General features: G+C 55.0%; 27 protein-coding genes and 2 pseudogenes. 4 read left to right on the forward strand and 25 right to left on the reverse strand.

The genetic code is table 11. The features are described from left to right. A pseudogene (locus tag RR877_RS04915) lies at positions 1–309 on the reverse strand (1-deoxy-D-xylulose-5-phosphate reductoisomerase); the annotation flags it as partial. A 145-nt stretch (positions 310–454) separates the two neighbouring features. Between RR877_RS04915 and gabT the strand changes: the two are divergent. Then, positions 455–1,798, forward strand: a complete 1,344-nt coding sequence (gene gabT, locus RR877_RS04920; protein ID WP_332550694.1) for a 4-aminobutyrate--2-oxoglutarate transaminase — start codon at positions 455–457, stop codon at positions 1,796–1,798. 73 nt (positions 1,799–1,871) lie between these two features. Then, the gene (locus tag RR877_RS04925; protein ID WP_280800568.1) at positions 1,872–2,861 is read left to right on the forward strand and encodes an asparaginase; all 990 of its coding nucleotides are present in this window, start codon (positions 1,872–1,874) and stop codon (positions 2,859–2,861) included. Positions 2,862–2,864: 3 nt separating this feature from the next. On the opposite strand, the gene RR877_RS04930 is transcribed toward RR877_RS04925, so the two are convergent. The 22 genes and pseudogenes from RR877_RS04930 to prmC form a co-directional block, all read right to left on the reverse strand. Next, positions 2,865–3,308, reverse strand: a complete 444-nt coding sequence (locus RR877_RS04930) for a pilus assembly protein TadG-related protein (RefSeq protein ID WP_280796145.1) — start codon at positions 3,306–3,308, stop codon at positions 2,865–2,867. Further along, positions 3,308–3,751: a hypothetical protein gene (locus tag RR877_RS04935; protein WP_332618890.1), complete on the reverse strand. Its 444-nt coding sequence runs from the start codon at positions 3,749–3,751 to the stop codon at positions 3,308–3,310. The genes RR877_RS04930 and RR877_RS04935 overlap by 1 nt, the downstream gene beginning before the upstream one ends. Further along, positions 3,726–4,139, reverse strand: a complete 414-nt coding sequence (locus RR877_RS04940; RefSeq protein ID WP_332618891.1) for a TadE/TadG family type IV pilus assembly protein — start codon at positions 4,137–4,139, stop codon at positions 3,726–3,728. The genes RR877_RS04935 and RR877_RS04940 overlap by 26 nt, the downstream gene beginning before the upstream one ends. A gap of 8 nt (positions 4,140–4,147) precedes the next feature. After that, positions 4,148–4,336 (reverse strand): hypothetical protein, encoded by a 189-nt coding sequence (locus RR877_RS04945; RefSeq protein WP_110232976.1) that lies wholly within the window; start codon positions 4,334–4,336, stop codon positions 4,148–4,150. 22 nt (positions 4,337–4,358) lie between these two features. Beyond that, entirely contained in the window at positions 4,359–5,297 is a 939-nt protein-coding gene (locus RR877_RS04950; protein ID WP_332618893.1) for a type II secretion system F family protein, read from the reverse strand. Further along, positions 5,294–6,064, reverse strand: coding sequence for a type II secretion system protein F (locus tag RR877_RS04955; RefSeq protein ID WP_332550868.1), 771 nt, complete (start codon positions 6,062–6,064; stop codon positions 5,294–5,296). Before RR877_RS04955 ends, RR877_RS04950 begins: the two co-directional genes overlap by 4 nt. A 110-nt stretch (positions 6,065–6,174) precedes the next feature. Continuing rightward, positions 6,175–7,389: an ATPase, T2SS/T4P/T4SS family gene (locus tag RR877_RS04960; protein ID WP_332550869.1), complete on the reverse strand. Its 1,215-nt coding sequence runs from the start codon at positions 7,387–7,389 to the stop codon at positions 6,175–6,177. A gap of 107 nt (positions 7,390–7,496) precedes the next feature. Further along, positions 7,497–8,066: a helix-turn-helix transcriptional regulator gene (locus RR877_RS04965; protein ID WP_332550870.1), complete on the reverse strand. Its 570-nt coding sequence runs from the start codon at positions 8,064–8,066 to the stop codon at positions 7,497–7,499. Positions 8,067–8,122: 56 nt separating this feature from the next. Further along, positions 8,123–8,950, reverse strand: a complete 828-nt coding sequence (locus RR877_RS04970) for a peroxide stress protein YaaA (protein WP_332550871.1) — start codon at positions 8,948–8,950, stop codon at positions 8,123–8,125. Between the two features lie 92 nt (positions 8,951–9,042). Next, positions 9,043–9,312 carry a F0F1 ATP synthase subunit epsilon gene (locus RR877_RS04975; RefSeq protein ID WP_277494327.1) on the reverse strand — a complete coding sequence of 90 codons (270 nt, stop codon included), beginning with the start codon at positions 9,310–9,312 and terminating at the stop codon, positions 9,043–9,045. Between the two features lie 2 nt (positions 9,313–9,314). Continuing rightward, complete coding sequence (atpD, locus tag RR877_RS04980) at positions 9,315–10,817, reverse strand: F0F1 ATP synthase subunit beta (RefSeq protein WP_275425171.1); 1,503 nt, start codon at positions 10,815–10,817, stop codon at positions 9,315–9,317. Positions 10,818–10,855: 38 nt separating this feature from the next. After that, entirely contained in the window at positions 10,856–11,755 is a 900-nt protein-coding gene (locus RR877_RS04985; protein ID WP_110232969.1) for a F0F1 ATP synthase subunit gamma, read from the reverse strand. Positions 11,756–11,806: 51 nt separating this feature from the next. Next, positions 11,807–13,447 carry a F0F1 ATP synthase subunit alpha gene (atpA, locus tag RR877_RS04990; protein ID WP_332550872.1) on the reverse strand — a complete coding sequence of 547 codons (1,641 nt, stop codon included), beginning with the start codon at positions 13,445–13,447 and terminating at the stop codon, positions 11,807–11,809. Between the two features lie 61 nt (positions 13,448–13,508). After that, positions 13,509–14,306: a F0F1 ATP synthase subunit delta gene (locus tag RR877_RS04995; RefSeq protein WP_280796157.1), complete on the reverse strand. Its 798-nt coding sequence runs from the start codon at positions 14,304–14,306 to the stop codon at positions 13,509–13,511. Beyond that, a complete protein-coding gene (locus RR877_RS05000) occupies positions 14,306–14,854 on the reverse strand; it encodes a F0F1 ATP synthase subunit B (RefSeq protein WP_332550873.1) in 549 nt (182 codons plus the stop codon). The genes RR877_RS04995 and RR877_RS05000 overlap by 1 nt, the downstream gene beginning before the upstream one ends. 28 nt (positions 14,855–14,882) lie before the next feature. Then, the gene (atpE, locus tag RR877_RS05005; RefSeq protein ID WP_096380363.1) at positions 14,883–15,119 is read right to left on the reverse strand and encodes an ATP synthase F0 subunit C; all 237 of its coding nucleotides are present in this window, start codon (positions 15,117–15,119) and stop codon (positions 14,883–14,885) included. Between the two features lie 45 nt (positions 15,120–15,164). Next, positions 15,165–15,995 (reverse strand): annotated as a pseudogene (gene atpB, locus RR877_RS05010) (F0F1 ATP synthase subunit A). Positions 15,996–16,206: 211 nt separating this feature from the next. After that, positions 16,207–17,466, reverse strand: a complete 1,260-nt coding sequence (locus RR877_RS05015) for a Fic family protein (protein WP_332550874.1) — start codon at positions 17,464–17,466, stop codon at positions 16,207–16,209. A 110-nt stretch (positions 17,467–17,576) separates the two neighbouring features. Next, a complete protein-coding gene (locus RR877_RS05020) occupies positions 17,577–18,026 on the reverse strand; it encodes a hypothetical protein (protein WP_332550875.1) in 450 nt (149 codons plus the stop codon). A gap of 2 nt (positions 18,027–18,028) precedes the next feature. After that, positions 18,029–19,363 carry an MraY family glycosyltransferase gene (locus tag RR877_RS05025; RefSeq protein WP_332550876.1) on the reverse strand — a complete coding sequence of 445 codons (1,335 nt, stop codon included), beginning with the start codon at positions 19,361–19,363 and terminating at the stop codon, positions 18,029–18,031. Positions 19,364–19,367: 4 nt separating this feature from the next. Continuing rightward, on the reverse strand, positions 19,368–20,045 hold the full coding sequence (locus RR877_RS05030; RefSeq protein ID WP_332550877.1) for an L-threonylcarbamoyladenylate synthase: 678 nt from the start codon (positions 20,043–20,045) through the stop codon (positions 19,368–19,370). 12 nt (positions 20,046–20,057) lie between these two features. Beyond that, a complete protein-coding gene (gene prmC, locus RR877_RS05035; protein ID WP_332550878.1) occupies positions 20,058–20,957 on the reverse strand; it encodes a peptide chain release factor N(5)-glutamine methyltransferase in 900 nt (299 codons plus the stop codon). Positions 20,958–21,057: 100 nt separating this feature from the next. Between prmC and cysK the strand changes: the two genes are divergently transcribed. Further along, entirely contained in the window at positions 21,058–21,993 is a 936-nt protein-coding gene (gene cysK, locus RR877_RS05040) for a cysteine synthase A (RefSeq protein WP_332550879.1), read from the forward strand. A 96-nt stretch (positions 21,994–22,089) separates the two neighbouring features. Next, complete coding sequence (epsC, locus tag RR877_RS05045; RefSeq protein ID WP_332550880.1) at positions 22,090–22,677, forward strand: serine O-acetyltransferase EpsC; 588 nt, start codon at positions 22,090–22,092, stop codon at positions 22,675–22,677. Here epsC and rffA read toward each other — a convergent pair. After that, a complete protein-coding gene (gene rffA, locus RR877_RS05050; protein WP_332550881.1) occupies positions 22,670–23,809 on the reverse strand; it encodes a dTDP-4-amino-4,6-dideoxygalactose transaminase in 1,140 nt (379 codons plus the stop codon). The two genes, epsC and rffA, sit on opposite strands and share 8 nt — an antisense overlap. 69 nt (positions 23,810–23,878) lie before the next feature. Then, entirely contained in the window at positions 23,879–24,958 is a 1,080-nt protein-coding gene (prfA, locus tag RR877_RS05055) for a peptide chain release factor 1 (RefSeq protein ID WP_332550882.1), read from the reverse strand. Position 24,959: the final 1 nt, after the last annotated feature.

A 24,959-nucleotide genomic window follows, 5' to 3' on the forward strand; every position in this document is an offset into this window, starting at 1 on the left:
GCTTTCCTTGTTGGCCAGGGCAAGCGTTTTGCCAGTTTCTAGGGCTGCCAGCGTGGGGCCAAGACCCACCGAACCTGTAATTCCGTTGAGCACGACATCGGCATTGACGGAACGAACAAGCTCTTCTGCTTCAACGTGGCCAATCGCAATATTGCTCACACCGAATTCGGTCGCCTGTTGGTGCAGAACCTCACGGTTACTGCCCACAGACAGACCCACAACCTCAAAACGGTCACGGTTTGCGCGGATGACATCCAGCGCCTGAGTTCCGATGGAACCAGACGAGCCAAGGATCAATACGCGACGCATAACAGCCATCTTTCCACTCTTCCCCTCTAGCCATGTCATTCGGGTACGAACTATTATGGAAAAGATTGTTAACTCTGCGAAAAATCACGAATTTTTCCACGCCTACCCCCACGTTCCTCAACGCTGAGGAAGTTAGGATTGCACTATGTCAAACACCTCTGCCCCCGCATCCGTTGCAGTAACTCAGGAACGTAAGGTTGTCACCTCGATTCCTGGTCCCAAGTCTCAGGAAATGCACAAACGACGCGCAGAGGTTGTTCCTCCTGGCGTGGGTGCTGCACTTCCCGTCTACATCGAGAACGCCTACGGATCCATCGTTCAGGACGTTGACGGCAACCAGTTCATTGACTTCGCAACCGGCATCGGCGTGACCACCATCGGTCACGCAAACGATGCTGTGGTTGCAGCGGTTGCAGAGGCAGCTGCGCACTTCACTCACGTGTGCTTCACCGTGACCCCCTACGAGGGCTACGTCCAGGTTGCAGAACTTCTGGCCAAGCACACCCCCGGCAATCACGCCAAGCGCACCATGCTATGTAACTCAGGTGCTGAGGCAGTAGAGAACGCGGTCAAGATTGCCCGCAAGTACACCCGCAAGAACGGTGTTGCTGTTCTGGATCACGCGTACCACGGACGTACCAACCTGACCATGAGCATGAACTTCAAGAACGCCCCCTACGCGACTGGTTTCGGACCCACCGCACCCTCGATCTTCCGCGCACCTAGTTCCTACCCCTTCCGCGACGGTCTCTCCGGTGCAGAAGCAGCTAAGCGCACCATCACTTACCTCGAGAAGGTCGTTGGAGCAGAAGATCTCGCCGTCGTCTTCGCAGAGCCCATCCAGGGTGAAGGTGGCTTCATCGTTCCTGCAGATGGTTACCTTCCTGCAATCCAGGAATGGTGCACCAAGAACAACGTTGTTTTCGTAGCTGATGAGGTCCAGGCAGGTATGGCTCGTACCGGTGCCTACTTCGCATCTGAAGGCTTCGGTTTCGTTCCCGACCTCGTCACCATTGCTAAGGGTGTCGGTGGCGGTATGCCTATCGCTGCCGTAACCGGCCGCGCCGAAATCATGGATGCTTCTCACCCTGGTGGTCTTGGTGGCACCTTCGGTGGAAACCCTGTTTCGTGTGCCGCAGCAATTGCGATCTTCAGCGAAATCGAAAAGGACAACCTGCTCGATGAAGCTAAGCGCGTTGAGAAGACCCTCGGTGGTGGCCTCAAGAAGCTGCAGGAGAAGTACCCCGTCATCGGTGAGGTTCGCGGTAAGGGTGCCATGCTCGCTATCGAGCTGGTTCAGCCCGGAACCAAGGACCCCAACGCAGAAGCAGTGACCAAGATTGTGGCATTCGGTGCGCAGCACGGTCTGCTCTTGCTCTCGGCTGGAACCTACGGAAACGTTCTGCGCTTCCTACCTTCGGTCAAGACCAGCGACGCACTTCTCGAAGACGCCCTCGGTGTCCTTGACGAGGCACTCGCTTCTCTCTAAAACAACTAGATTATGAGGGGTCACCGCGTCTCACGCAGTGACCCCTCTTTTCTTTTTCATCTAAGGAATGAACATGGCTGGAACCGGCACCGTTGCCACATCAGAAGAACTAGCAGTCCTGGTGCGCAACGACTTCATCGAGTCCCGCCATGCCGGAAGCGTCGTTGTTGTGGATCCTGCGGGCCAGGTGCTCTTTAGCAAGGGCGACCCCAACGCACTGGTCTTCCCACGTTCCGCCATGAAGCTCTTTCAGGCCATGGGTATTTTCTCCACGGGCATTGAGCTCTCCCCCGAATTCACCGCGCTGGCAACTTCTAGTCACACCGGATCCGCAGCACATGTTGAGCTCGTCAACGAACTCCTCGCTACCGGCGGGTTCACTGAAGCAGACCTTAAGTGCGCCACCGAATGGCCTGTGAACAAGGACATGCTCAAGCAGGTTTACCAAGCAGATGGTGGAGCTATGCCCATCTACCACTGCTGCTCTGGGAAGCACGCAGCAATGCTCTTGGCCTGCAAGCACGAGGGCTGGCCAACCGAGAACTATCTCGACCGCGACCATCCACTTCAAGTTCGCATCCTGGAAGCCGTGGAATACCTCACCGGCGAAACTATTACTTCAACAGCGGTTGATGGCTGTGGTGCTCCCGTTCACGCCATGCCGCTAGTGAAGTTGGCATCTGGTGTTGCCAAGATGCTCACAGCCGATGATTCTGCTCCCATGGGAATCAAGGATTCTGCGCAGAAACTGGCCTCCTCGATGCTCGCTCACCCGTGGATCGTGGGAGACCACGGGGAGCCCGATGTCATCATCATGGAAGAGCTCGGCTTCACAGCCAAGTCTGGCTATGAGGGCGTCTTCATTGTCTCCACCCCCGATGGCACCACCGTTGCCACGAAGATCCTGGACGGCAACCTCCGCACGGCCCCCATTGTTGCTTTGCAAGCCCTGGTCCGCGCCGGTGCACTCGAGCAAAGCAAGGTTGATGCACTCATTCCTCGCCTCCACACCGATGTTTACGGTGGCGGCAAGGTTGTTGGGCAGCTTCAGACCACGTTCTAGTCGCTAGCCCAGCACTGTTCGTGCTGTGGAGGTCACATCGATGACCATGCCTTCGGGCATGAATATCGAGACAACTGGTGGATGCCAGGTTTTCTGCAAACTCACCGTTGCGCTCCTGCCGTCGTTGGTGACCGCCGAGACCACAGAAACACCCTTGCTCTCGGCAGCAGGGATGAGTTGCAAGTAGTGATCTGTTTCTGAGCGCACCGCAGAGCTGGTGAGAGTAATGGACGCATGCCCGTTTACTACCTGAACGTCATCCAAGTTGAAGGCTTCCGCCGCGGCGAGCGCAGCGCCGTCTGCCACGGTGAAGAGTCTTTTCCGCTCGATATAGAGGCTGGTGGCAGCCACAGTGCCCAAAATGACAGCGAGCCCAATGAGCCCAGCAAAGATGATGAGGATCAGGCTAGATCCCTCTTCCTCTAAATTAATACGTTTTCCGAACATTATCGGACTCCGTGGAAGCGAGAAACAACTTGGCTAGCTTGAGAGGAAACTGGAACAACGGCTGCTTGATCGAGGTTGAGCACAGCTGGAACTAGTGGCATCACCACTTTGACCCCCACGCCGATACTCACAAGTGACTCTGGCTCTAAACAGCTTGATGAGCAGGTGATGGTGATGTCTGCATTCTTGGAGTCAAGGCCATAGTCGGCGAGCGCGAAGTCAATGGCCTGTTGAGCTCTTTTGATTGCAGTGTCTTGATCTGGAGACTCAACATAAACTCGTGCTGCCTGTCTGGCAGCACCTTCAGTAGCCAACGTGGCGCCTTGAACCGCACCCACTGCCAAAACCAAATACACCAAAGGAATCAAAAGCAGCATTCCTGCAGTGATGAACTCGAGCGAAGCAGACCCTTCGTCATTAGTTGAGAACTTCGGTAGCTGCATGCCCGCTCACCTCCATGGAAGTGGCAGGACCCCACAGCCCAATCATGGGCAGAGGAGCTTTGACGGTGATCACGGTGGCAGGTGCACCCATCCACTGCTGGCTTGCGACAGAAATGTCCTTGGCATATTGCTCCCCAACTGCCGTAGTAATGAGCTCTTTCGTTCTTTGCACTCCATCTGCAGGAGTGGAGTCGATCAGTGCGCCCCACCTCGCCCCTTCAGATGCGGCATCTTGAATCGTGTTGCGCACATGAAGTGCGAGTCCCAATTGCAGAATACCGAGGGTAAGGAAGGTCAGCAGAATGCCCACAAAGACGAACTCGACCACAGCCGAGCCGCTCTCTTCATGGCGCACTCTTTCGAGTACGCGTCCCAACCCTGCCTTCATGATGTGTCCTAGAAACTCACAACGCGAGAAATAGCCTGATCAAAGACCGTGCCCAAGGCAGGTGCTGCAATGGCCCAGATAGCAACGACGAGCCCGGCCGTCATCAGCGTGATGAGTACCCATCCGGGCACATCTCCACGCTCATCTGTGACTTTGGAGCTGATCTTGGCGCTCATACGAGCAATGATGTTGTTCATTTCTTTCTTCTTTCGTTGTGGGCTAAAAGCCCGATTGAATAACGAGTAATCCAGGGAATACGGCAAAAACGATGGTGACGGGGAGAATCAAGAACACCAGCGGCACCAGCATGGCTACTTCTTTTTGGCCTGCACTCTCCAGCAACCTGCGCTTGGAGTCTTCCCGGGCATCCAGAGCATGTGCCTGGAGAACAGCAGATACCGGAGTTCCACGATTCAGCGCACCCAGGATCTGCTCTATGCCTCGGGAGAGTGCTGAAATCTTGAGCTTGCGTTCTAATGTCTGCAGCGCTGTTGCCATCGGGATACCCATCTGGACATCCAGCACAACCACCCGGAATTCATCGGTGATGTCACCGTGACCGATGGTTGCCATGCGACGCAAAGCATCAGGCAGACCTTCTCCTGCGGAAAGGCTCAAGGACAAGAATTCCCACACCGCAGGCAACTGGGCCTCCATGCGTTTCACGCGAGACTTCGCTGCGTAGCCGAGGAAGTAGCGCACACTGAGGTATCCCACGAGTGAACCAATGACAGGTACTAGGACATAAGCGATAAAGCTGGGCTGAGTGATGAACGCAACCGCGCCATCCACAACAAGACCCGCTGCAGCACCCCACAATCCCCACGTAACCTGACGGGCACGGAACTCTGAAACACTCAGCGCAGACCCCGCCCGAGCAAGATCTAGCTGGAGAGCATCTGTTGGTCCAGCAAACTTCTCACTCATCACAACCAGACTTGCCTTGAGGCTCCTCACCCCAAAATCAAACTGTGGAAGAGGTGCAGAACTCTTCTCCGTCACATCGGCATAAGCCTGAGGAGAGATGTCTGCAACCATGTGTGCCACACGCCTCTGCAATGAGGCACTTCGGAAGCTGGGCAGCGTGGTGAGAATGATCCACACACCCAAACCGAAGAGGGCACCAAGTCCAATACCCCACGCACCGAGAGAACTCATGCGAGCCACCTCTTCTCATCTGGGAGGTAGCCCACTGCAGACATGATGCGATAAGCAAGCATGCTCACACCCAGCCCAATCAGAATGAGCACAATTCCGGCCCCTGAGTTATAAGCCTGGGCTGCCTCTGGACGAGTTGAAAGGAGTACCAAAACTATCCAGGGTGCCATCACACCAATACGAGCCGCCAAACGGATCCACCCTTGACGCGCTTCAACTTCTTGGCGCAGAGCAGATTCTGCTCGCAGGTGAGATCCAAGCGAACCCAATACAGTGGTGATTTCTGTTCCACCTAGTTCACGACCCAGGCGCAGGGTTTCAATAATGCGATCCCCGTTGGGGTTCGCCCAACGAGCTTTGAGATCCTTCGCGGCAAGCTCAAAATTGCCAGAAACCTTGTAATCCTGGGCAAAAAGCGCTGCAGGTGTGCTGACGGCCTTCGAAGAGAAACCCGCCAGGGAAACTACAGCATCAGGAATATTGGCACCTGATCGAATGGCAGAAATCAGAGCATCCACCACATCAGGCCACTGGTTTCGCAATGCTTTGCGCGCTGCAGCCCGGCGGCTGGCGGCAAACATCACCGGCAACATTGCGGCAGTTCCAGCAAGCACCACACTCAACACGGCAACCGCGGTGATTGCCCATGCCAGCGCGCCACCAATAACCGCCAACACTGTGCACAGAACAACCAACACGGAGGGCTTCATCCCCAACTGCAACGCCGTCTCGTTGAGTCCGCGAGAGAGGCGTGAGGGAGATGACACTTTTTCTACGTGTTCTTTCCTGGGCCACAACCTGCTGGAAACAATGAGAAAAATGCCCAGCCCAGCACTGGCACCTAGGAAGATGCCAAGTATTTCTAGAGATGACAGTCTCATGCTGCATCCAACACGATTCGTGGGTTCAAGTTCGTGAGCTCAAACTTGTCTAGGCGCACAGGAGCATCACCGGTCGCAACTAAAACATCATCAACCATGTGGAAGATAACTGTCGCCTCGATCTCCCCGTCAACAACGCGACCAGAGGGGGCAATGATTTCGCTCACACGACGACGACCAAAACGATCAAGCTCACAGTGAACAACAACATCAATGCAGCTGGCCACAGTGGGAACGACAAAGCTGGAGTCAATGTTGCGACCGGCAAGAAGAGGCAATGTGCAGAGCTTGGTCAGGGCATCCTGAGCACTATTGGCATGCAGCGAGCATGCACCAGGAAGTCCACTGTTGAGAGCAATGAGCAGATCCAGGCTCTCGGCTTCACGCACCTCTCCCACGACCAAGCGATCTGGACGCATACGCAGTGCTTCTTTGATGAGTCGGCGAAGAGTGATCTCGCCTGTGCCCTCGAGGCTTGCCTGACGGCACTGCATTGCCACACAATCACGCGCATCAAAGTTCAGTTCAAAGGTTTCTTCCACCGTGATGATGCGATCGTTCTCACGAGAGGAACGAAGCAACGCATTGAGCATCGTGGTCTTCCCTGCCTGAGTTGCACCACACACCAGGATGTTCTGACGTGCGAGGACACTCATCCTTAAGAATTCAGCTGCCTGACGCGTCAGGGAGCCACTCTCGACCAAGTGACTGAGGTCGCGCACATTCTTCGAAAACTTACGAATGTTCACAGCCCAGTGCTTGGAGGTGATATCCGGGATGGTCACGTGGAGACGAGAACCATCGGGTAAAGATGCGTCCACAAACGGTGACGACATATCGACTCGGCGTCCGGATGCCTGCAGCATGCGCTCAACCAGGTCGCGAACCTGCGCATCAGTAAACGAAAGCTCAGTCAGCTCAGCTACGCCGTTGCGTGCAACGAAGATTTCTGTGGGGCTATTGATCCAGATTTCTTCAATCGATGGATCTTCCAGCAGAGGCTGCAGTGCTCCGAAACCATTGAGCTCGGCCATAGCTAAGGAACGAAGTTCCTCATCGCTCAGGGGTGCGCCTGAGTTGTGTGTTCCATCCCGAAGAATCTCATCTCGCAACAACTGCTCAAGATCTGGAGACAGAGTAGACGTCGCGGTAACACTGTCATGTGCCTTGGCGCGCACAGCACCAACGATGCGGGAGATGGAATCGGACATGAAGAAATCATGCCCGTTCCCTCACAACCGCCTCAGGAGTTATCCACACCCGCTCCGCTTAAGCCAGATGCTCGAGAGAAATATCGAAGAATTCAGAGGGTTGGTGTTCAGAAGACGGGATTTACCAATGTTTCAAGGGGAAACAACACATTGTGTTCAAGAAATGCAGGTGGCACCTCATCATGTGAAGGGACCCGCTCCCCTAAATGAGCTGGAAAAGGAAGTGTCAAGGAATCTTCATGTACCCATGTGGGCGCTGGTAGCGAATCGTGTGAAAGCCAGTGCTGAATGAGTGCAGCGATTGCTGCGTCATAGACAGGGTCGCCGGTTGACTCAGGCCGATTAAGCGTCAACGCCAACCGCACCACATGATCTAAGCGCAACAAAGTAATGCTGTACGCGATGAATGCTCGATACGCACGCACAGGATTCTCAGCAACTAAAGCGTCACGGATGAACTCTGCAACTTCGCCAGGCGTTTTAGCTTTTGTGGGAATGGTCACCAGGCGATGTTCAGTCAGATTAAGCAAACTTTGTAATCTCTCAAAGCTCACTCCTCTTTTTCCAGTCTCAATCTGGCTGATTGCTGCCGAGGAAGTATCGGCAAAAGCTGCGAGCTTGCGCAACGTAAGCCCTCTTTCCAGGCGGGCTCGATTTAATTCTTTGCCTGCGTACACCCATGCCTCCTTTTGCTATCAAATATGATAGCAAAAGTGTTGGCTCACTGCTCAGATCAGCAGAGCTTCTGAACTACTCCAGAAACCACGAGGTTGAGCTCTGTCGGCCACTCTGCCGTGGCTTCTACCCCACGTTCCATAATCATGTTCTTGGATGCAGCCCAGGCAATGAGTTCATCAACGGTGGTGATGGCGTTCGTATTCGCAGCATCTATTGCAAGGGCACGAACAAACTCGCCCTTGCCCTTCTTGTTGAAGTGATTCAGTGCTCGCAGCTGGCCATTCTCGCCTTTTGTCACCACGCGGAGATAGACGGTGTTTTCAGCTGGAACGAGAGGAGCAAGGGCTGAGTAACCCTCAGAGCGAAGATCAAGAACCAGCTGAGGTTCAGTTTTGAGTTTCTTGGCAAGCGTTTTACGCCCAGCCTCAGCCCAAGCCTTCTTGAGGCTTCCAGCGGCCAGTGCAGGCAATTTGGAGTCGAAGGAAAGCCGATATGCCGGGATGGGCTCCAATGCGCCCACCGGGCCCAGGAGCGCTGACTGGATCATGACGTTCTCTGCCAAGAATTTCCGAGCATTTTCGTCAAGGTTCATCGCAGCCAGGCCGTCATAGAGCACGCCGGTGTAGCGATCAATGGCAGGCATGGTCGGTGAGGTCTTGACCGCTTTGTTCCGGTCAACCTCACCCATTTGCTTGGGGCTGAGTTTCAACACCTCAGCACACACCTTGGGTTTGCGTGCCAACGACACCGTGGCAGCAACGACGCGCTTACGAATAGCGTTCAGCTCGGGGAAAGACAGGGCTGATTCAGCAAGTAGCTGCTCCAACGGAGCACCTTCTCCCCCATCACGCTTCGTTTCCGAAGGTGGCAACAGAATCAACACTGCGTTTCCATAAGTGCGTAGTCCTTAAGTGCAAACACCCACGGGAAGAGCAAGTCTTCAACCGCGGGCATCAGCGTATGAGAGGTTGAGCGTTAGCCAACCAATTCTGCGGCAGAGGCAACAACAGAAACGTTGTTGTTCTCAACCGAAAGGAAACCACCAGCTGCGTTAGCAGTGATCTTCGAGCCGTCCTCAGCAGTGACGCGAACTTCACCACCGGCGAGAATCGCCAGCATAGGCTCGTGTCCGGGAAGGATACCGATCTCGCCCTCGCTGGTCTTGGCAACAACCATAGAGGCTGCGCCAGACCAGACTTCCTGGTCGGCAGCTACGACGCTGACCTGAAGGAGAGAAGAAGCCATGATTAGCCGTTTTCCTTCTGGATCTTTGCCCACTGCTCTTCAACGTCGGAGATAGCACCCACGTTGAAGAAGGCCTGCTCAGCTACGTGGTCGAATTCACCCTTAGCAATCGCGTCGAAGGATTCAATGGTGTCCTTGAGAGGAACGGTCGAACCTTCAACACCGGTGAACTTCTTCGCCATGTAGGTGTTCTGCGAGAGGAACTGCTGAATACGACGTGCGCGCGAAACGGTGATCTTGTCTTCTTCAGAGAGCTCGTCAACACCAAGAATCGCGATGATTTCCTGGAGTTCCTTGTTCTTCTGGAGGATCGCCTTGACGGTGGTCGCAACGCGGTAGTGGTCTTCACCTAAGTAGCGAGGGTCCATGATGCGCGAGGTCGAGGTCAGTGGGTCCACAGCGGGGTAGAGACCCTTCGATGCGATTTCACGAGAAAGCTCGGTGGTTGCATCGAGGTGAGCGAAGGTAGTCGCTGGAGCGGGGTCGGTGTAGTCATCCGCAGGAACGTAAATAGCCTGCAGCGAGGTAATCGAGTGACCGCGAGTCGAGGTAATGCGCTCCTGGAGGATACCCATTTCGTCAGCCAGGTTGGGCTGGTAACCCACAGCAGAAGGCATACGACCGAGCAAGGTCGACACCTCTGAACCTGCCTGAGTGAAACGGAAGATGTTGTCGATGAAGAGCAGAACGTCCTGCTTCTGAACGTCACGGAAGTATTCCGCCATGGTCAGAGCAGACAGTGCTACACGAAGACGGGTTCCTGGTGGCTCATCCATCTGGCCGAAGACGAGGGCGGTCTTGTCGAAGACGCCTGCTTCTTCCATTTCGTGGATCAGGTCGTTACCTTCACGGGTACGCTCACCAACACCGGCGAATACCGATACACCACCGTGGTCCTGAGCTACACGCTGAATCATTTCCTGAATCAGAACGGTCTTACCCACACCGGCACCACCGAACAGACCAATCTTTCCACCCTGAACGTAGGGGGTCAGAAGGTCGATGACCTTGATACCAGTTTCGAAGAGCTGAGTCTTGGACTCGAGCTGGTCGAATGCAGGAGGTGTGCGGTGGATGGGCCAGCGCTCCTTGATTTCAACCTTGTCGCCGGGCTTACCGTTGAGGATGTCGCCGGTGACGTTGAAAACCTTACCCTTGGTGACATCACCAACGGGAACGGAGATAGGAGCACCGGTGTCGGTGACTTCCTGGCCGCGCACGAGACCGTCAGTGGGCTTGAGGGCAATGGCACGCACGAGGTCATCACCGAGGTGCTGAGCAACCTCGAGGACGAGCTTGGTGCTCTCGGTGCCGATGACGACCGTGGTCTCCAGGGCGTTGTAGATGCCGGGGATCGAGTCGTGTGGGAACTCGATGTCGACGACGGGACCGTTCACGCGGGCGATGCGACCGGTTGCGGTTGCTGCCTTCTTAGGAGCCGCTGCTTTCTTAGCAGGTGCTGCCTTTGCGGGGGTCTTAGCCTTAGTAGCTGGTGCTGCTGCCATTGCTCTTCTTCTCTCTTACCGGGTTTGGAAAGTCTGTGTTACTTGGCGGACGACAGGGCGTCGGCGCCACCAACGATTTCGGAAATTTGCTGGGTGATCTCGGACTGACGAGCGTTGTTCGCCAGACGGGTGTAGTCGCGGATCAACTTGTCGGCGTTGTCGCTTGCCGACTTCATTGCGCGCTGACGGCTCGCGTGCTCGGACGCAGCCGACTGCAGCATCGCGTTGTAGATGCGGCTTTCGATGTAGACCGGAAGCAGTGCGTCCAGTACCTTGTCAGCCTCGGGTTCGAACTCGTAGAGAGGAAGAACCTCGTCATCACCAGGCTCGTCCACGCCTTCGACTACTTCCAGAGGAAGCATGCGAACAACATGAGGAACCTGAGAAACCATGGAGACGAAACGGTTGTACACAACGTGGATTTCGTCCACACCACCGTCTGCGTAGTCGCGCAGGAAGCTTTCGAGAACTGCACCAGCGATTTCCTGGGCGGTTTCGAATACGGGCTGGTCAGTGCCACCGGTCCATACACGCTCAGCGGGACGCTGACGGAAGGAGAAGTAGGCGTTTGCCTTACGGCCAACCAGGAAGTAGACAACTTCCTTGCCCTGCTCACGAAGAAGCTCTGCGAGCTGCTCCGATTCGCGCAAAACCTGCGAGCTAAAAGCACCAGCAAGACCGCGGTCTGAAGCCAGAATCACAATCGCCGCGCGCTGAATCTTTTCAGGCTCAGTGGTGAGGATGTGTGACACGTTGGAATACGTGGCAACGGCCGACACGGCGCGAGTAATCGCACGCGAGTAGGGCGTGGACTGCAGAACACGTGCCTGCGCTTTTTGAATGCGCGAGGCAGAGATCAGCTCCATTGCACGCGTGATCTTCTTGGTCGTCTGGGCAGAACGAATTTTCTGCCTATAGACCCGAAGTTGCGCTCCCATGTCTCTCCTGTGGTTTCTCTAAAAGGTGGTTGATGTCAGTGAAAAAGGCGCTTAGCGCTTCTTCTTGACGATCTTTTCCTGCTTGACGTCGTCAGCATCGATAGCGGTGAATTCTTCCTTACCAACCGAAGCCAGTGAAGAACCGTCGCCTGCCTGGAATTCCTTCTTGAAGGCAACTACGGCCTTCTCGAGGTCTTCCACAGTCTTGTCATCGAGCACGTTGGTGTCGCGCAGAGTGGTCAGAACCTTGGTCTTGCGACCGAGGTAGTCCAGGAACTCACGCTCAAAGCGCAGGATATCCTCAACAGGAACCTCATCGAGCTTGCCGGTGGTACCTGCCCAGATGGAGACAACCTGGTCTTCAACAGGGTATGGGGTGTACTGAGGCTGCTTGAGCAACTCGGTCAGACGAGCACCACGTGCCAGCTGACGACGGCTCGCGGCGTCGAGGTCAGATGCGAACATCGCGAATGCCTCGAGTGAACGGTACTGAGCCAGTTCGAGCTTCAAGGTACCGGAGACCTTCTTGATCGACTTGACCTGAGCGTCACCACCCACACGAGAAACCGAGATACCTACGTCAACTGCTGGACGCTGGTTAGCGTTGAACAGGTCCGACTGGAGGAAGATCTGGCCGTCGGTGATCGAGATCACGTTGGTGGGGATGTATGCCGAGACGTCGTTTGCCTTGGTCTCAATGATGGGAAGACCAGTCATCGAACCTGCACCAAGCTCGTCAGAGAGCTTTGCACAACGCTCCAGCAGACGCGAGTGTAAGTAGAAGACGTCACCGGGGTATGCCTCACGTCCTGGTGGACGGCGAAGAAGCAGCGATACGGCACGGTAAGCCTCAGCCTGCTTGGAGAGGTCATCGAAAATGATGAGGACGTGCTTGCCGCCGTACATCCAGTGCTGACCAATGGCAGAACCGGTGTAAGGAGCAAGGTACTTGAAACCTGCGGGGTCAGATGCAGGAGCAGCCACGATGGTGGTGTACTCCATTGCGCCAGCGTCCTCGAGTGCGCCCTTGACAGCAGCAATCGTGGAACCCTTTTGACCGATAGCAACGTAGATGCAGCGAACCTGCTTGTTGGTATCGCCGGACTCCCAGTTGGCCTTCTGGTTGATGATGGTGTCGATCGCGATAGCGGTCTTACCGGTCTGGCGGTCACCAATAATGAGCTGACGCTGTCCACGACCAACGGGGATCATGGCGTCAATAGCCTTGATACCGGTCTGCATGGGCTCGTGCACCGACTTACGCTGCATAACGCCAGGAGCCTGGAGCTCGAGAGCACGACGGCCCTCAATCTTCTTGATGTCACCGAGACCATCGATGGGGTTACCCAGTGGGTCAACCACACGACCGAGGTAGCCTTCGCCCACAGGAACGGAGAGAACCTCGCCAGTGCGGGTTACTTCCATACCTTCAACGATGCCGGTGAACTCACCGAGGACAACAACACCGATCTCGTTCTCGTCGAGGTTCAGTGCAAGACCAAGAGTGCCATCTGCGAAGCGGATGAGCTCGTTAGCCATCACACCGGGCAGGCCTTCAACGTGTGCGATACCGTCGGCTGCGTCGATGACGTGGCCAACTTCGGTCTTCGAAGCCTTGGTGGGCTTGTAGGAAGAAACGAAGTCCTTGAGAGCGTCGCGGATCTCGTTGGGGCTGATCGTGAGTTCTGCCATTGTGTTTTCCTTGTCTGGTTCAGCCGGATGGCTGAGAGGGTTTGGTGAAGTCTTACTTCGCTTATCCAGCGAGCTGGAGTCGCAGTTCTTGAATACGGGACGAAACTGAGCCATCGATCACGTCATCGCCAACCTGCACGCGCAGGCCACCGATAATCGCAGGGTCAATGACGAGGTTGATGTTGAGCTCGCGTCCGTAGACCTTCGCCAGGGACTTGCCCAGGCTGGTGAGCTGCGCTGCAGCAATAGGCTGCGCACTGGTCACGGTTGCAATGGAGGCACCTGCCTGGTCGGCAACAATGTCTGCTGCGTAGGAGAGCAGGGCGCCAATGCGGCGACCACGAGGCTGCTGAACGAGCGAGGAGACAATAGCGATAGTGGCCGCTGATGCTTTGCCCTTGAGCAGCTTCACAACTAACGCGGCTTTTGCGTCGGGGTTACCAAGCTTGGAACCAAGGCTGAGCTCGAGTTCTGCGTCGCTCGACACGGCACGAGAGAACGCGAACAGCTCAGCGTCTACAGCTTCATTCTTCTTGGCACCCGACACAGCAGCGCGGATAGCAATTTCTTCGACACCGGCGAGCAGGTCATCCTGGCTCGACCAGCGGTTGGAGACGATCTGACCCAGCAACTTGGATGCAGTTGCGTCCAGTCCCTTGCCGAAAACCTTGCCCAGGAGGGAAGACTTGTCGGCGTCTGAGACGGCAGGGTCAGCCAGTACGGCGCGCAATTGGGCAGACTCAGCGAAGGCACGACCAGCAGCAAAGAGCTGTTCGCCCAATGCCAGGTTTGCCTTAGCTCCCAAGCCAGCTAGTGCTGCCTTGGAACTCGTGATCGCGTGTCTGCTTGCGCTACCCATTACTTAGCTGCCTTCTCCGACTTTTCGAGGTCTGCCAGGAAACGGTCAACGAGTGCCTTGGACTTCTTGTCATCGGTGAGAGCCTCACCGATCACGCCAGAAGCCAAGTCGATGGCCAGCGAGCCAACCTCACTCTTGAGTGAAACAAGTGCGCTCTGGCGCTCTGCTTCAATCTGAGCCTTAGCGGTCGCAGTGATGCGAGCTGCCTCGGTTGATGCGCTTTCCTTTGCCTCAGTCACGATCTTGGCGCCGTCTGCACGAGCAGCGTCGCGGATCTTGCCTGCCTCAGCACGAGCGTCAGCAAGCTGCGCGGTGTACTGAGCAAGGGCTTCCTCAGCTTCACGCTGTGCAGCATCTGCCTTCTCGATGTTTCCCTCAATAGCTGCTCCACGCGCTTCCAGCATGGCTGAAACGTTGGGGAGCACCTTCTTCCAGAAGAAGATGAGGATGATCGCGAAGACGACCGCCGACCAAACGATGTCGTACGGTGCTGGCAACAGAGGGTTTGGTGTTTCCTCTGTTGAAGCCACGATTAGTGCCTGAAGCATGATGCCTCCGTGTCGAACGGGTAAATGACTAGTTGGTGAAGATGAAGTAGGTAGCGATACCGATGAAGGCAAGTGCCTCGGTAAATGCGATACCCAGGTACATCAGAACCTGAAGACGACCTGCGAGTTCAGGCTGGCGTGCAACCGACTCGATGGTCTTGCCGACGACGATACCTACGCCGATAGCGGGGCCAATGGCTGCGAGACCGTAGCCGACGGTGGCAATGTTGCCGTTGATTTCGGCGAGAACCGATGTTGCGTCCACGATTGTTTCCTTCCGTGTGGTCGATTTAGGCGGATGCCTAAACCGTTAGTGTTCCTCAGCCAGCGCGAGCTGGATGTAGACCGTTGTAAGCAGGGTGAAGACGTATGCCTGGAGCACAGCAACAAGAATCTCGAAGGCCGAGAAGATGAAGCCGAAAGCAAACGTGCCGATACCGAAGAAACGAGCCCAGCCCGCGTCGTCGAGAGCGACAGAGAAGAAGAAGAAGTCAGTAGCTGAGAAGCAGAGCACCAGAAGAAGGTGACCGGCAACCATGTTCATCAGAAGACGAAGAGCCAGAGTAATCGGACGCAGGATGAAGATCGAGAAGAACTCAATCGGAGTCACGATGATGTAGATAGGCCAGGGAACACCTGGGGGGAAGAACGAGTTCTTCAAGAAGGCACCGGGGTGCTTCTTCAAACCTGCGTAAATGAAGGTGACCTATGCCACCACAGCAAGTGTCAGAGGAAGTCCCACCAGCGACGAACCCGCCACGTTCATACCGGGGAAAATACCGGGGATGTTCATGGCGAGAACGGTGAAGAAGATTGCAGTCAGCAGGGGAAGGAAACGCTTGCCATCCTTTTTACCCAGCAGGTCATCTGCGATGTTGACGCGAACAACATCCAGTGCCATTTCAGCAAGGGATTGTCCCTTAGAAGGAACAAGCTTCATCTTGCGAGTACCGAGCCAGAACAGCAGGATCAAAATTGCTGCCATCGCGAAGCGAATCAGGATGATGCGGTTGATCTCAAAAGGAGTACCAGCGAAGAGGATCGCGTCAGGGAAGAACTCGTTGATCGACGGCCCGTTAAAGCTCGAGTCGCCCTCTGTCGAGGTGACGAGCTTGGTTACAGCGTTTACTAGCAGCGCTATCTCCTGTTTCGGGGCGTGGAGCTTCTGCTCTCGCGTCGACGAACATGCGGGATCCCCCAGCAGTTCAATCTCGTTTGGCTTCGTTGTCGAAACGTGGGTGATTGATCCGCTTGTAGTGCGAGGGATTACTCAAGACTTTACAGGCAAAAAGGGCGGCTCACCCAATCTAAAAACTACTTACCGCTCAGCGGAATATATCGCTGGGGCAAGCTCACTTGTTTCGTTCCGGAGCTGGCGGTCCTATGCGAATTTTCTGACCTTTCGTGTCGACTCCACCCACTCTGTTGCTTCGTTCTGTCAACGCCACGAGATCTAAATACCGATCAGCAGTCCAGCACAGCAACTTACCCTTGTGATCCTTTGTGCGGGAGAGTATTTTTGCCACTTCAAGTTCTCCTAGTGCCCGATGAGCTGCTGCCGGAGAAACACCGAATCTGCCAGCGACAGACTCTGCTGATAACACTGGTTCTTCCGCAAGAGAGTCCAATATTTTGACTGTCACGGCGTCACGACGAGGAGCGTTGGGGATAACACCACTTTCACGACGGAAAGTAATGAATTGCTCAACAAGTTCTTCATCGAGTTCAGAAACGCGCCGGGCCAGCTTCACAGCATTTGCTGCGGCAAGTTCCGTCGCTTCAGCAAATGCAATGACCCAGTCATCTAACTGTCCAGGCTCCTGCCGGAATCCCGTCAACCCAGAAATATATGCATCCACATTTCCGGCAAAAACTGTGCTGATGGGAATGAGAGTGTGCCTCACTGCGTCTGCTCTGCGGAGGACCGTGTGAATAAGTGCACGCCCCGTTCGGCCATTGCCGTCTGTGAAAGGGTGAATGGTTTCGAACTGAGCGTGGGCAATGGCCGCCCGCACAACAGGGTTGCCTTCGGTAGTTGTGATGAATTTCGCCAGGTTGTCTACGAGACGGGGCACGTCGCTCTCTGGCGGTGGCACAAACTGCGCCCTGAGCGGGCTCCACCCGGATCCACCCACCCAGTTTTGTTCTGTGCGGAGCCCAAATTCAAGCCGTGGCTCAATCACGTGCTGAAGTTCGCACAGGTCAGCTACCGTTATGTCGCGGCTGTAATCCGAGAGTTCGGCAATTGCTTGTTCAGTAGCACGCACATTCGCCACGACATCAAGCGCTGCTTGAGTTCCTTGTTTCAACGTTTCTGCAATGGCAAGTTTTTTGGGGGTGACTCGGTTACCCTCAATCCACGATGAGGAGATGCTCTCGGAGCGAATAAGTAAATGGCTCAGGTAGCCACCACGACTGCCCACTCTTTCATCAGCGCGAGCCAACACTACGAGAGCATCTTCTGCCGCTGATTGTGCGCGTGCTCCCAGTCGAGGCAGCGTCACGCTGAGTTCATCTGGAACATATGCCAAATAGCGCCCTGCTGCTCGGTCTTTGCGACTGAGCCCACCAGTGTCTTCTGGTTGCCACAGTCTTTCTACGTAAGTACCCACGATGGCTCCTGACGTAGATAGACAAGTTTACATTTCTACTTTAGCGCATCTAACCGAGAAATAGAACTCCACTTTCCTCCGAACTAGGTCAGTGTCGGAGTGTAGAAAACCTAGCGCTGCAGATCTGAAACGTAAGGCATGCGGGTCTTCATCACTACGACCACGTCCACAACCAGAGAAGCAATAACACCGGCAATCAAAGACAAGAACAATGCCGTGGGGTTAATCCAGGGCTGATCACGCAGAGCAAGTGCAGCAACGATAAATGCCACGAACTTGAGCAACCAGGCACCGAGGACAATGCCAAAGAACGCCACGATGTCGAAGCGCACTGCGATCAAGATGCTGAGCGCAGTGATCCCGAGGAACACTCCCGCCATCACAGCGCCAATTACAGCAGACCAGGCAGCAACGGGACCCGCAACAAGCAGGCCAATGACTCCCCCCACCACAGCTATCGCTGCGGCGAAAGCGAAGCCAAAGGCCAGCGTGCGACGCAGTACAGGAACAGAGCTAGGAACACCCGTAGGCAAAACGCGTGAGGATTCAGAATTAGTCATGACTACTTGTCGTTATCTTTCTCATCAGCAAACTTGGGCGGGGTAACCGAGGACTTCTTGCTAGAACCGCGTGTCACGATGCCACCGAGATCAATCTGGCCAGTAGCACCAGCAATAACTTCCTCGGCTGGAACAGGGACATCGTCTTCGAACTTGTTACTGGCCGCATCTAGAGGGTCATACTCTGCCAAGACGGCGTCACCCTTGAGAGATTGAATCGTCTTCTCTACGCGCTGACGACGCGTCAGTGGCAGAACCGTCAACACAGCACTCACAATGGTTCCCACAATTAAGAACACCACAGCAATGGCATAAGGCTTCACAATGAAGAACAGCAAGAAGCCAATAGAGACCACAGCTGTCCAGCTGTAGAGAATCAGTACTGCTTGCAGGTGCGAGTGTCCCATATCGAGCAGACGGTGGTGCAAGTGCTTGCGATCTGCCGTGAACGGGGACTTTCCTGCGCTCACGCGGCGCAACACTGCCAGAGTGAAGTCAGCCAGAGGTAGCAACAAGATGGCAAATGGCAACATGATCGGCAGGAACGCGGGAAGAAGCTGTGACTTACCCAAACCAATGTCAGTAAAGCTGCCCGGATCAATCTGGCCGGTCACCGCGATACCCGCGACAGCCATAAGGAGACCCACCAGCATGGAACCGGCATCTCCCATAAACAAGCGAGCACGGTGCCAGTTGAAGGGCAAGAACCCAGCACATGCACCAACCAGCACTGCAGCGATGAGTGAAGCCAAGTTGAAGTAGTTGGAGGGGCTGGTCTCTCGAGCCAACAGGTAGCTATAGATCAAGAAGACGCCGTTGGAGATGAGGGAGACACCGGCCACGAGCCCATCGAGACCGTCAATGAAGTTGACGGCATTCATTACCAATACGATGACGAAGATGGTCAGCAAGAACGACATCGTGGGAGATCCCACGGTGATGCCGCCAATAGGTAGCGACAGAATCTGAACACCCTGCCAGGCAACCAAGGCAGCAACACCCAACTGAGCCGCAAGCTTGATGGTCCAGTCCAAGTCCCAGATGTCATCGAGAACACCCACAACCACAATGAGGAGCGAAGCTCCCATGATGGCCAACACAGGACCTGGATCCGCGAAGACAACCTTGAAGAAGGGAATCTGGCTAGCTATGCCAAATGCCAAAAGAATTCCGAGGAACATGGCCACGCCACCCAAGCGAGGGGTGGGGCGGGTGTGAACATCACGTTCGCGGATCTTGGGATAGAGCTTGTATTTCAGGCTCAGGCGTCGAATGACATAAGAGAAGCCAAACGTAACCACTGCCGAAGCAAAGGCCATGAGCGCGAGCATGAACACGGGGTTAGCCCACCGCGTCTGTGGAAGGTTCGAGCTTGTCCCCTACGACCTCTCGCAGCTGAGCTACCGAGATGACGCCGTCGCGAAGAATACGAATACCACCAGTACCACGAGACAGTGCAGTGGCATCAATGATGGTGGAAGCTAATCCTTCGGTAGCTTCTCCCCCATCCAGATACACCTCAACACGAGCACCAAGCTGGTCATGTGCACCTGCAGTAGTCACTGCTGCTGGCTGTCCGGTGAGATTGGCAGAGGACACAGCAAGTGGGCCTGTCTCTGCAAGGAGTTCTAGAGCAACAGGGTGTGCGGGAACGCGAACAGCGACAGTGCCGTTGGTGTCTCCTAAGTCCCAGGCAAGAGAAGGCTGGGCTTCCAAAACAATGGTGAGACCGCCAGGCCAGAAAGCAGCAGCAAGAGCACGAACTTCGTCAGGAATGTTTTGCGCCAGACCATCCATGGTTGCCGCCGAAGGCATCAACACCGGTGGTGGCGACTGGCGACCACGGCCTTTTGCTTCCAGAAGAAGTTGCACTGCTTCTGCACTGAATGCATTAGCCCCAACGCCATAGACGGTGTCTGTTGGAATGACAACGAGCTGACCCTTCGACACGGCTTGGCGAGCTAGTCGCATGCCGGTGAGGAGTTCGGAATTATCCGAGCAGTCATAGATTCGAGACATAACTCAATTAGTTTACGGGCGGGTCGCTGTTGTGTAGCGGTCGCGACCGGTCAGGTCGCGATGTGTTGCTGTAGCACGCCATCCGTCTGCCGAAAGAATCTCTCGAATATCAGCGCCTTGCAATTCACCGTGCTCCAGCATGAGTGAAGCGCCGGGGCGTCCCAGCACCAACGCAACCTGCGACACCTGACGAACCACATCGAGGCCATCCTGGCCGCCATAGAGCGCCAGTGCTGGGTCAAAGAGCTGAACCTCGGGGTCACGAGGAATCGCATCTACCGGGATGTAGGGAGGGTTGGACGCAATCACAGCAACCGAACCTTCAAGGTGAGGAAACATTGCCAATAATTCGTTACCAGCAAGGTCACCGGGAACCAGATGAGCATTGCTTCCGCCGAGCGCAGAGAAGTTCTTGGATGTCCAGGGAAGAGCCTCGGGGCTCTTCTCGACGGCATAAATGGAAGCATGCGGAACCTCAGTAGCCATGGCGAGCGCAATGGCGCCGGAGCCGGTGCCCAGGTCAACACCAATAGGCGAAGGCTCGGCTAGTGAACGCAGTGCATCAATAGCCATGCCTGCAAGCTGTTCTGTTTCAGGACGAGGAACAAACACGCCTGGGCCAACTTGGAGGGTCAACGACCTAAACCAGGCGACCCCCAAGATGTGTTGCAGGGGTTCGCGGCCCGCACGACGCTCAACCAGCTGACGTATGGCCAGTGCAGATTCACCAGAGACAGTGAAGCCTGTAACCAGTTTGGAGGCGAGCTCACCGCGGCTGAGATTCAACACATGACCGATAAGAAGTTCGGCGTCGACATCAGCTTCAAGAATCCCTGCAGCACTCAACACCTCCATTGCCCACTGACGGAGGTCAGCCAGGGCAATGTCGTCTGAGTGAGAAGAGGTATTCATAATGTCTTTGAACGTAACAGAACTAGGTGTGCAGTGTGTGCGTGCCACATAATCAAAGAACGCTTTAGTTCCACCCCATCTATAGAGAAACAGGTTCATCGTGGCTCGTCTGTATGACAACATCACAGAGCTCACTGGCAACACCCCGCTGGTGCGCATCAACCGCTTGACCGAAGGCGCTGGCGCCACGGTGTACGCCAAGCTCGAGTTCTACAACCCCGGCAACTCCGTAAAGGACCGCCTAGGTAAGGCAATCATTGACGCTGCCGAGAAGTCCGGTGTGCTCAAGCCTGGTGGAACCATTGTTGAAGGAACCTCCGGTAACACCGGTATTGCTCTCGCACTCGTGGGTGCAGCTCGCGGCTACAAGGTCATTCTGACCATGCCTGAGACCATGAGCATCGAACGACGAGTGCTGGTTCGCGCATACGGTGCAGAAGTTGTCCTCACCCCCGGTTCTGAAGGTATGCGCGGTGCTGTATCTCGTGCAGAAGAGATCGTGGCAAACACCCCCGGAGCAATCCTGGCTCGCCAGTTCGAGAACGCTGCTAACCCAGCAATCCACCGCGCCACCACTGCCGAAGAGGTCTGGGCAGACACCGACGGCAAGGTAGACATCTTCATTGCAGGTGTCGGAACTGGTGGAACCATCACCGGTACCGGTCAGCGCCTGAAGGAACTCAACCCCAACGTTCAGATCATCGCTGTTGAGCCTGAAGAGTCCCCCATTCTCAACGGTGGCGCTCCTGGTCCTCACAAGATCCAGGGCATTGGTGCGAACTTCGTTCCCCCCATCCTCGACACCACGGTCTATGACGAGGTATTCGACGTCAACTTCGATCAGTCGATCGAGTTCGCTCGCCGCCTGGCAGCCGAAGAAGGCATCCTGGCTGGTATCTCAACCGGTGCAATCTTCTACGCAGCAACCCAGGTTGCCAAGCGTCCCGAGAACGCGGGCAAGACCATCGTTGCCATCGTCTGCGACTATGGCGAGCGCTATGTCTCCACCGCACTGTGGGAGCCTTTCAAGGACTAATTCCTCACAGAAGCGAACAAAAGCCGCACAGCATGAGCTGTGCGGCTTCTGTCATGTTCGGGGAATACCCCAGCATTCGGTAGCCTTATAACTCTTATGCTCAATATCCGTGAAGACATCGCCAACGCGCGCTCACACGACCCAGCTGCCCGCTCGTCGTTTGAGACATGGGTTGTTGCATCAGGTCTTCACGCTGTCTGGGCTCACCGTTGGCACCACTGGCTCTGGACACACGGCTTCAAGTTCTTAGCCCGCGTGGGATCTCAGTGGACTCGTTTCTGGACTGGTGTTGAAATTCACCCTGGAGCCACCATTGGCCGTCGCTTCTTCATTGACCACGGCATGGGTGTCGTTATTGGTGAAACTGCAGAAATCGGTGACGACGTGATGATTTATCACGGGGTTACCCTCGGGGGCCGTTCACTCGATAAGGGCAAGCGCCACCCCACTATCGAAAGCAACGTCACCATTGGCGCTGGCGCTAAGGTGCTTGGCCCACTCACTGTTGGCCATAACAGCGCCATTGGCGCCAATGCAGTTGTGGTGAAGGACGTTCCTGCTGATTCTCAGGTTGTAGGTATTCCTGGCATTGCCCGCCCACGAAATGGCATGGTTGCCGTTCCTGGTGAAGCTGTTGTTGAAGACAGCGGCCGTGCGTGGGTTGACCCCGCGATGTTTATCTAAACGATTTAACTTCGCTAATTACCCGAGAAATTTGCTCTTCGGACATTCCTGGCCATAGTGGCAAACGAGCCAGGCGGTTAGCAAAAGCTTCGGTTTTGTCCATCGATCCATGAACTCTGCCGTACTTCTTTCCTGCAGGGCTGGAATGTAGCGGAACATAATGGAAGGTGCCGAAAACCCCGCTTTCGCGAAGGTGAGTTAGCAAAGCATCACGCTTTTCTTGATTAGCCATCAAGACGAAGAAGACGTGTGCTGCGTGTACTCCATCAGATGGCGACATGAGCTTTACGGAGTTCTCCTCTGCCCAGCTTGCAAGTTCCGAGGTGTATCTATTCCAAATAGCAAAGCGTTTCTTTTGGATTGAATAGAACTCATCAAGTTGAGCATCCAGGACAGCAGCGTTGAGCTCAGAAGGAAGAAAGCTTGATCCCCATTCAACCCAGGTATATTTATCGACTTGACCACGGAGGAATTTGGAACGGTTGGTCCCCTTTTCACGCATGATCTCGGCAGCTTCAACAAGGGCTGGCTCGTTGATAAGAACCGCTCCACCTTCGCCACAGTGAATGTTCTTGGTGTCATGGAAACTCTGTATTGCAACAGTCCCAATTGACCCTAGCCGTCCGTATTTAGAGTTCACGGCAAGACCATGGGCATTGTCTTCGATGACGGGAATGTTGTGCTTTCGGGAGACAGCCATGATGGCATCCATGTCAACTGGGACACCGCCGTAATGCATGACAGAAATCGCCTTGGTTTTCGGTGTAATCGCAGCTTCAACTAACGCAGGGTCGATATTCCCTGAGTCGCCTTCAATATCTACGAATACAGGGACTCCCCCGGCAGCAACGATAGATGCCGCTCCGGAAGAAAAGGTAAAGCTGGGAACGATAACTTCATCGCCCACGCCAATCCCCAGGAGTCTGACAGACATTTCCAGGGCAGCCGTGCCAGAGGTTGTCAATAAAACTTTTGAACTACCCGTAATTGTCTCTAATTTCGACGAAGCGCTTTGCGTAAAGGAACCATCGCCGTGAACATGCCCATCAGCAATGACCGCAGCAAGGTTATCCAGAGTGCCTTGTGCAACAAAGGGAACAGAAAAGAGAATTTTCTCTGAATGATTCGACACTCCTGCACTCCTAACTCACTGTTGAAACGAACGTCAATGAAGACTAAACCATGACGCCCATAAAGCTATTTACGCTTGATCGCCCAATGCTGCCAAGCGTGACTCTTCATCAGCACTTATGCAGGACTGAATCACAGGCTCAACAGCACCATCCATTACGCGGTCTAAGTCGTATGACTTGTACCCGGTGCGGTGGTCAGCAATGCGATTCTCTGGGAAGTTGTAGGTGCGAATACGCTCTGAACGGTCCACGGTACGAATCTGTTCTTTACGTGCCGCACTGGCTTCTGCCATTGCTTCTTCCTGCTGACGAGCAAGTATGCGCGCGCGGAGCACGCGCATACCGGCTTCACGGTTCTGAAGCTGGCTCTTCTCGTTCTGCATCGAAACCACGATTCCCGTAGGAAGGTGGGTAATGCGCACGGCAGAGTCAGTAGTGTTCACAGACTGTCCACCAGGTCCACTCGAGCGATATACATCGATCTTGAGGTCGTTCTGGTTGATCTGAACTTCTTCAGGCTCGTCTACTTCGGGAAAAACGAGAACACCGGCAGCAGATGTGTGGATACGTCCCTGGGACTCGGTTGCGGGCACGCGCTGAACGCGGTGTACACCACCTTCATACTTCAGGTGCGCCCAGACACCCTGTGCAGGGTCGTTCGAGTTGCCCTTGATAGCAACTTGAACATCCTTGTAACCACCAAGGTCAGACTCGGTCTTATCCAGAACTTCTGTCTTCCAGCCCTTGGACTCTGCGTAGTGGAGATACATGCGCAGAAGGTCTGCAACGAACAGCTGGCTCTCTGCACCACCTTCACCACCCTTGATTTCCATGATCACGTCACGGCCATCATCGGGGTCACGAGGAATAAGCAAACGGCGGAGCTTTTCTTGTGCTCCAGGAATTGCTTCCTCAAGTGCAGGAATCTCAGCAGCGAATGCTTCGTCTTCCTTGGCCAGTTCCCTGGCAGCAGCCAGGTCCTCTTCCAGAGCGTTCAACTGCTCATAAGCAGTCTTGATCTGGCTGAGTTCGGCATAACGACGGTTGAGCTTCTTCGAGCGTGCAGCGTCAGCGTGCACGGCCGGGTCGGAGAGCTGAACCTGCAGCTCTTCGTACTCGGCGAGAAGGCCTTGTACAGAAGAAAGCACG

The sequence above is a fragment of the Aurantimicrobium sp. genome (assembly GCF_036667855.1).
Classification (GTDB): domain Bacteria; phylum Actinomycetota; class Actinomycetes; order Actinomycetales; family Microbacteriaceae; genus Aurantimicrobium.